General features: G+C 73.4%; 5 protein-coding genes, 1 tRNA gene and 1 pseudogene. 3 read left to right on the top strand and 4 right to left on the bottom strand.

Annotation, left to right across the window (positions count from 1 at the left end; genetic code table 11):
* Both HGA02_RS06740 and HGA02_RS06735 read right to left on the bottom strand, forming a co-directional pair.
* Positions 1-187, bottom strand: a pseudogene (locus HGA02_RS06740) (FHA domain-containing protein FhaB/FipA); the annotation flags it as partial.
* 9 nt (positions 188-196) lie between these two features.
* On the bottom strand, positions 197-904 hold the full coding sequence (locus tag HGA02_RS06735; protein ID WP_168678382.1) for an FhaA domain-containing protein: 708 nt from the start codon (positions 902-904) through the stop codon (positions 197-199).
* 256 nt (positions 905-1,160) lie between these two features.
* Here HGA02_RS06735 and HGA02_RS06730 point away from each other — a divergent pair.
* A tRNA-Leu gene (locus HGA02_RS06730) sits at positions 1,161-1,243 on the top strand.
* Positions 1,244-1,459: 216 nt separating this feature from the next.
* Here HGA02_RS06730 and HGA02_RS06725 read toward each other — a convergent pair.
* Positions 1,460-3,808 carry an LPXTG cell wall anchor domain-containing protein gene (locus HGA02_RS06725; protein WP_168678381.1) on the bottom strand — a complete coding sequence of 783 codons (2,349 nt, stop codon included), beginning with the start codon at positions 3,806-3,808 and terminating at the stop codon, positions 1,460-1,462.
* A 446-nt stretch (positions 3,809-4,254) separates the two neighbouring features.
* Here HGA02_RS06725 and HGA02_RS06720 point away from each other — a divergent pair, with 446 nt between their 5' ends.
* Positions 4,255-6,420, top strand: a complete 2,166-nt coding sequence (locus HGA02_RS06720) for a TerD family protein (RefSeq protein WP_168678380.1) — start codon at positions 4,255-4,257, stop codon at positions 6,418-6,420.
* A 28-nt stretch (positions 6,421-6,448) separates the two neighbouring features.
* On the opposite strand, the gene HGA02_RS06715 is transcribed toward HGA02_RS06720, so the two are convergent.
* Positions 6,449-6,985 carry a hypothetical protein gene (locus HGA02_RS06715; protein ID WP_168678379.1) on the bottom strand — a complete coding sequence of 179 codons (537 nt, stop codon included), beginning with the start codon at positions 6,983-6,985 and terminating at the stop codon, positions 6,449-6,451.
* A 174-nt stretch (positions 6,986-7,159) separates the two neighbouring features.
* Between HGA02_RS06715 and HGA02_RS06710 the strand changes: the two genes are divergently transcribed.
* Positions 7,160-7,340, top strand: a 181-nt coding sequence (locus tag HGA02_RS06710; protein WP_168678378.1) for a hypothetical protein, incomplete at its 3' end; no start/stop codon positions are given.

The raw sequence follows: 7,340 nt of genomic DNA, 5'->3' as shown, positions 1-7,340 counted from the left end.
GAGCGGCCACCGCCTCGGCCGGCTGCGGGCGTGCGGGCGGCGCGGCCGCCGCACGGTTCGCCCGACGACGGTCCGTGATCCGCGTGCCGTACAGGTCGCGGCGCAGCACGCTGATCGCCGACAGCACCAGCACCCACAGCAGTGCGAGGTACCCCAGCCGCAGCAGGGTGATCGTCAGCTCACTCATGCGCCGGCGTCACTGGTCCAGGTCCGGCTCGCCGCCCGTCCAGAACAGGATCCGGGTGCGGCCGATCATGAGGGTGTTGCCGTCCACCAGCGTCGCCGCCGGGACGTGGTGCCCCTCCACGTACAGGCCGTTCGTCGAGCCCATGTCGGACGCGATCACGCCGTCCGGCGTCACCCGGATCTCCAGGTGGCGGCGCGAGACGCCCGGGTCGTCCACGATGATGTCCGCCTCCGAGCCGCGGCCGATGACCGTCACCGGGCCCGTGAGGATGTAGCGCTGGTCGTCCACGATCAGCAGCGGGTGGCGCGACGTCGGCGCCGTCGCCGCAGCCGGCGCGACCGCCCCGCGCACCGTCGCGCTGTGCACCCGGAAACGACCCGTCTCGAGGTCCGCGTCCTCGCCGAACGACACCGTCACCGGCCCGACGAACGCGTAGCGCTGGCTCGCGGCGTGCTCGGTGACGGTCGCGGCGAACTCGTCCGCCATCGCCTCCGCGCCCCACTCCTCCACGTGGTCGTAGTCGGCAGACGCGAGCTCGATCGTGAACTCGTTCGGCACCACCGTGCGGTCACGTCCCACGACCGCCGCACGGTCGTCGAGCTCCCGGCGCAGCGCGCTCGCGAGCTCCACCGGCTTCAGCTCGCTGCGGAAGGCCTTGGCGAAAGCGTTGTTCACGACGCGCTCCACGCCGTTCTCGAACTTGTCGAGGAAGCCCACGCCCACCTCCCTTACCCGTGCCGTGCCGTGGCGGCGCCGATGGTCGGTGGCCGTCCTGGACGTTGATGGTATCCGTGCCGCGCCCGCCACGGCCGGGTGAGCCGGGTGTTGTCGTGGGAGGACTCGGGGGAGGTCCCGTGCGGTGGTGCGTCGCGGGGGGCGTCCGGGGCTGTCCGGGGCGTCCGCGAGGCCGTCCTCGCAGGTCATCGGGGCGAGTCGGGAACCACCGCGGCGCCGTGCTAATGTTCTCCGGCGCGCGCGAGTGGCGGAACGGCAGACGCGCTGGCTTCAGGTGCCAGTGTCCGAAAGGGCGTGGGGGTTCAAATCCCCCCTCGCGCACACAGGGGTGGTTCCCGAGTGAACCGCCCGAGCAGTACCGAGACTCCCGGTCAGGCTTCCTGACCGGGAGTCTTCGCGTTGGTGGGGTGTCACGGCGGGTCGGAGCCGGTCGTCGGGCAGCGAGGAGCCCCGCCGAGCGGCTCGACGGGGCTCCAGGCTGCGGGATCGACGGTGGAGGGGCGTGCCGTGGCCCGCGTCTGCCTCAGGTCGTCTGCCTCAGGGGGAGGTGCGCGCCCGGCGCCGCAGCATGACCAGCGCCCCACCGACGAGGATCAGGCCGAGCGCGGTCGGGACGATCCAGGGGTCGGCGAAGCCCGTCGCGGGCAGCCTCCCGCCCCAGGCCGCGCCCGCGCGGGGCGTGCCGGTGCGCTGGGCGACCGTGGTGGTGCCGGAGCCTCCCGACGGAGCGGCGGGGTCGGCGGGAGCCGGTGCGACAGGGCCGGGACCCGGCGGCACGACCGGGCCGGGGTCCGGCGGGTCGGTCGGCTCGGGCGCGATCTGGACGATCGGACCACCGCCCAGCCACGCCATGCTCTCCGCGCCCTCGGCGAAGGTGCCGACGGCGTCTCCGGCCCGGGCGGCTTGGGCGGCCAGCGGCACGCTCACCGCGTCGTGGAGGGAGGACTGCACGGTCGCCGGCAGGGTCGGGTGCGCCTGCTGGAACTGCTCCGCGGGCATCGCCTCACGCGGCGTGTCCGGGAGGGTGACACCGCCGACGATGTCCATCCAGTACTCCATCTCCCCGAACGTCCACTCGTACCGGAAGAGCGGCGTGCTGAGCTGCTCGAGGTACTCGTCGAAGACGTCCTGCGGGTCCCACGCCGTGCGCGCCGGCCACGCCGAGACGTCACCGGAGCCGATCACGTCGTGGAACGCGCCCGGCCGCTCGGCGTCGCGCTCCGTCAGCCACTGGGCGGCCACCCGGGACGTGTACACGCGACGCAGGTCCGCGTACTCCGGAGCGGTGTTCACCCGCTGCTCCAAGAGCGGCGCGAACGTGTCGGCGATCCGCTGCGTGTTGCGGTCCACGACGTCCTGCGGCGCGCCCTCGCAGAGGTCCTCCCCCTGGCCCGGCGGGCGCCAGTCGATGTCCATCGGCTCGTACCGGGCCGCCAGGGGCGCGTCGAGGATGTACAGCTGGTCGCCGTCCTCGCGGACGGTCGCCGGCTTCGGCTCGACCCACATCCGGTACGACCCGTGGCAGATCAGGCCGTCGGCGGTGCGCTCCATCGAGTCCCAGAACGCCTTGCCGTGCTCGGTGGCCGGGTCCATGTACGCGTTCTGCGTCTCCTTGAACCGCAGGTCCGCCTGCAGCAGCACGCGCCCCGCGTCGGTGGTCGCGAACTGCGGGTCGATGATCGACTCCGGCGTGTCCGGGTTGAGGTTGACCCAGAACTGGCTCTGGTCGAGGGACAGCCACGTGAACAGCGCGTCCGAGGACAGGTCGAGCACGGCCTCGCCCCCGTACCCCAGCTCGGCCTCGCCGTCGTCCGGCAGCTCGGCGGCGGAGAAGGCGTACCCGAAGTCCTTGGTCTGCGGGTCGTCGGACACGTAGTGCAGCTCGAGCGACGTCCAGTCGATGCCGCCCGGACGTCGCGGGCCGAAGCCCTGGCGGCGCTGGTCGTTCGAGAAGTCGTCCGCGAGGCGCCGGGCCTCGCGCGCGTCGGCGGCCGTCCGGCCCGAGCGCTGGGCGAGGTCCTTGGCGGCGCCGCCGGTGGGCCTGTTCGGGTCAGGGCTCATGGAGCTGTTGCCGGGGTTCGCCGCCGGGTTCTGCAGGCGTGCGGTGGACTCCAGCACGACGTACCGCACGCCGTGCTGGTTCATCAGCCGGACCTGCCCGGGCAGCGGCTCCTGGCTGAAGACGTAGTACACCTTCCAGCCCGACCCGCGCATCAACGCCTGGTCGGCCCGCAGCTGGTCGAGCTTGAGCGGTGAGCCACCGGACTTGAGCTCGTAGGCGACCTGCCGGGCACGGTTCACGGAGTCGTACCGGCGGTCGTACCCGAGGCTCTTCTCCTTCGCGAGCTGCGTGTCCTCGCACATCCAGTCCGGGCCGCCGAGCTTCAGGCGCCGCCCGACGTTGCGGTGGAACCCGTCGCCCCGCGAGTCGTTGGCCATGTTCGGGATGTACGTGTTGCGCCAGCGTTCCCACTCCCACTCCCCGCCGGTGGTCGTGTACTCCTTCCAGCGCCGGAGCATGTGGTCCTCGGACCCGGCGGGGAAGCCCTTGTAGTCGCCCTGCAGCGTGTCGAGCTCCGCACCGGTCGGCGCCGCACGGTTCCGGTACGCCTCGGCGGGGTTCTCGTACGTGTAGTCCGGGATCTTCTCCTTGTGCCCCGCCGGCACGTTCTTCCCGCCGGGCAGGTCGTCGTCGCCCGCGATGCCGTCGATGCCGTCGATCAGCTCGTCGCACTGGATGTCGAAGCGGGGTGCGGCCTCCACCTCGCCGACCGGGACGAGCACGACCGTGACGGCGAGCGCGAGCGCGGCGGCGATACCGAGCAGGCTTCGGAGCCGGTCGCGGCGGCCCTCTGGGCGCGGCGGGTTGCGGCGTGACACGTCCATCTGGGCCCCCTGAGACCAGCGACGACGCAAACCCCGCCAGGCTGTCGTAAACCGCGCAGAACGGTCAATGGGTTACTGGGACCGCTCCCTCAGGATCCGGCGAGGAGCGGTCCGGCGCCCGGCTCCGCCGCCAGCCAGCGGGCGTACGCGGACGAGGGCGCTCAGCGACCTGCTGTCGGCGTGACACGGCCCGCGTCACGGTGCCCTCGTTCGCGGACCACCGGCCTCGCGTTCGGCCACGCCCACGTCGTACGTCGCCCGCAAAGGACTACTGCCCGGCGGCGTCGACCGGCACCATGTCCCTCGAGGCCTACAGCCAGGCATCCTTCGCCTACCTCTCTGGATGAAACCCGCCTGGTGGATCTCCTCACGTGGACCGGCGCCCGACGGGCGCCGGTCCCTCGTTCTCCGGCCGCGATCGTCGGGCCACCGTCGGAAGGAACACCGTGCACGCGCTCGACCGGATCGCGCTCGACCGCCTCGGGGTTCTCGCGGTGGCGGTGGGGACGGTGTCACCCGCCCGCGTGAGCGTCGCGCTCACCGAGCTCGCCCGGGCCGGGGTGCGCATCACCAACCCCGGCGCCGCGCGGGACCCGTTGGCCGACGTCGTCGCCGACGTCGTCACGCACGTGCGCGCCGCCCGCGGGCAGCGTGGGACGTTCGCACCGCTCTTCAGCGGCTTCCCGGACAGGCTCCCCAGCTTCGACGACGTGCGCCTGCGCTCCGCCTTCGGCCTCTCGCGCCTCGCGGACGTCGCAGCGCCGACAGAGCAGCAGATCCGCGTGGCGTTCGACTTCAGCGACATCGGCTGGTGGCCCGCGTCGTCGATGCCTCAGGACGTCCCCGCGGCGCTGAGCGCTCGCCGGCGCCAGAAGCTCCTCAAGCCGGACTCCCGCGTCCAGTGGCTCGACGTGCGTCTGGTCGGCGTCGAGGAGCGCGACGACCTGCTGCGGGACTGGATGGTCACGACGTTCGCGTCGGCCGCGTCGGTGCGCGTCGACGTCATGGACGACCTGCGCGTCCTCGTCGCGGCGTTGGGGACGGCGCACGTCGACAGCGCCACCGTCCGGTTCCGCGAGCTGCGCACGCTGCTCGTCCGCGCCGTCTGGGACGCCGACCTGTCCGCCGTCCCGACGCTCGGCCTGACCCCCGACGACCTGCTGCGCCTGTTCGCCGACCTGACCGGGGGCGACGTGTCGCTGACGGCGACCATCCGCTACCCGCGCCTGACCCGCGCGCAGCGGCGCACGGTCGTGGCGGTGCTCGAAGCCAGCGAACGCCTGTCGGACGTCTTCCGTCGCCGCTCGATGTGGCTGGCGGTCGCCCGCGGCCTGCACCTGGCCGAGCACGACGCACCGCGGACCCAGGAGGTGTTCGGACGACTTCGTTCCACGAAGCACGACACGACGAGCCTCGGCTCACGTGTCGAGCGGCTCCTCGGCACGGACTACGCAGCGGCGGTGCAGGTCCTCGGCGCCGAGGCGCCCGGCGTGCTCGTGCGCTCGCTGCGGCGCCTGGCAGCGCTCGCCGACGGTGACGGCGATCGCGTCGAGGCACTCGCCGCTGCCCTGAAGCTCGCCGTACCGCGGGTGCCGGTGCGGGTCCTGCTCGGCGCGCAGGCCCAGATCCGGGACAACGGTGCGACCTACCCCCGCGTCGCCTTCGCCAAGTCCGGCGCGGTCCTGACGATCGACGGACCCCAGGGGCACCTGCGGGTCGCGGACGACCTCGCCGCGCGCCTGGTCGTCGTGCTCGGCGACGGCATCCACACCCAGCTCGCAGCGAAGGACTCGTGGGCCGGGCGCACCGTGTACGTCGAGCCGGCGACGCGCGACATCCTGGTGCCGGACGGGCTGCGGAGCGGCGCCGGCGGCCTCATCCAGGTCGAGCGCGGCTCGGCGCTGGCCGTGGGCGACGCGCGCGCCCTGCGGTTGTTCGTCCACTGGAAGCACGCGGACAGCGACCTCGACCTGTCTGCGATCGCCCTCGACGCCGACCTGGGGGTCGTCGACCAGGTCTCCTGGACCCATCTGCGGGGAGGGGCCATGGTGCACTCCGGCGACGTCACGTCGGCACCGGCGGGGGCGCAGGAGTTCATCGACATCGACCTGAGGGCCGTGCAGACCTTCGTACGCGACCGCGGATGGCGGTACGTCGCACCTGTCGTCTTCCGCTACAGCGGGGTCACCTTCGACCAGCTCGAGGAGGTCGCCGCCGGGTGGATGCTGCGTGACGAGGTCTCCTCCGAGCACATGTCGTTCGACCCCGCGACGGTCGCGAACGCCTTCCCGCTCACCGGTGGGAAGCGCAGCGCCGTGCCGTTCGTGCTGGACCTCACCACCGGGCGCCTGGTGTACGTCGACGCGTACCTGCGCGGCGCCCCGCGCGCACGCGTCGAGCAGGACGCCGGCAACATCTCCTTCCTGGCGCGTGCCGTCATCGCCCGACGCGCGATCAAGGCCACGATGGCCGACCTGGCGTACCTCAACGTCGCCGCACGCGGGGGAGTGCTCGTCGACGACGCCGCCTCCGCCGACCTCAGCATCGGGCTGGGGCCCGACTTCACCTACGACGTGCTGCGGCCGCAGGCCGTGCTGGCCGACCTGCTGTAGAGCCGGACCGCCTGGCCGCCCGGCCCGATCAGGGCGGCGGGGCGGCTCGTTCCCGCGCAGCGACCCGGTCCGGTGCGGTGGTCGTGGGCCGGTCGACGTACAGACCGGCCGTGAAGGTGAGGACGGCGTCGTGCAGGTCGTCCGCGTACTGCGGTGCGGACGTCGTGCCGGTGACCACGGCGAGCCAGATGCTGTTGGGCACCGGGGCGGCGACCTGGGAGGTCGAGCTCGGGGCGCCCGTGACGGTCCGCTCGACCCGGCGCGCGACCAGGCCGGGCCCGATGCCCGTGTCGACGGGCTCGTCGCTCTGCACGACGAGCCGCGCCAGGGCGAGGTCCGCCCGCAGTGGGGCGGTGCGGAGCCACGTCAGGGAGATCGCGCTGACCTCGGGCTCGGAGCTCGCGTCCCCCGCCGAGCCCAGGCGCAGCAGCGTCACCACCGCACCGGTGCCGGCGCTGGCCCGGGCCACCGACACCAGCACCGCGGCCGCGCCGCGGCGACGACGCTCGTCGAGCGCCGCCCACACGGGGGTCCGCGCGACGAGGGCGACGAGGTCGTCGCGCATCGACGGCGCGTCTCCTCGCAGGGCGTGCCAGCCCCCGGGCGCGGTCACGCCGAAGCCGAACGGTGGCCGTGAGGGGATGCCCGGCAGGCCGGGTCCCGGGGACGTGCGCTCGACGCTAGGGTGCACACCCGGACGATCCCACACGAATCGACGCCCGCCGCGCAGGGAGGCCGCGTGACCGACGAGCTGACCCGGGCGCAGGGTCGCGTCGACGACCTGCGCCTTCTGCTGCGGCAGGTGCGTGAGGCGCGCGAGGGTGTCCCCTCCCTGCACCGCGCCGCCGAGGCGGTCGGGTCCGCCGGTACGTGGACGGGGACGGCGGCCGACCGGCTGCACCGCGACGAGCTCGCGCCGG

Origin of the sequence: Cellulomonas septica, from assembly GCF_012396155.1 — a bacterium.
Taxonomy (GTDB): Bacteria; Actinomycetota; Actinomycetes; order Actinomycetales; family Cellulomonadaceae; genus Cellulomonas; species Cellulomonas septica.
The sequence above is the reverse complement of the archived record's forward strand: the minus strand, read 5'-3'. Positions and strand labels throughout refer to the sequence as shown.

Excerpts from the sequence above, each read along its gene's own strand:
- HGA02_RS06715 (WP_168678379.1), bottom strand. The coding sequence starts at position 6,985 with ATGCGCGACGACCTCGTCGCCCTCGTCGCGCGGACCCCCGTGTGGGCG.
- HGA02_RS06725 (WP_168678381.1), bottom strand. The coding sequence starts at position 3,808 with ATGGACGTGTCACGCCGCAACCCGCCGCGCCCAGAGGGCCGCCGCGAC.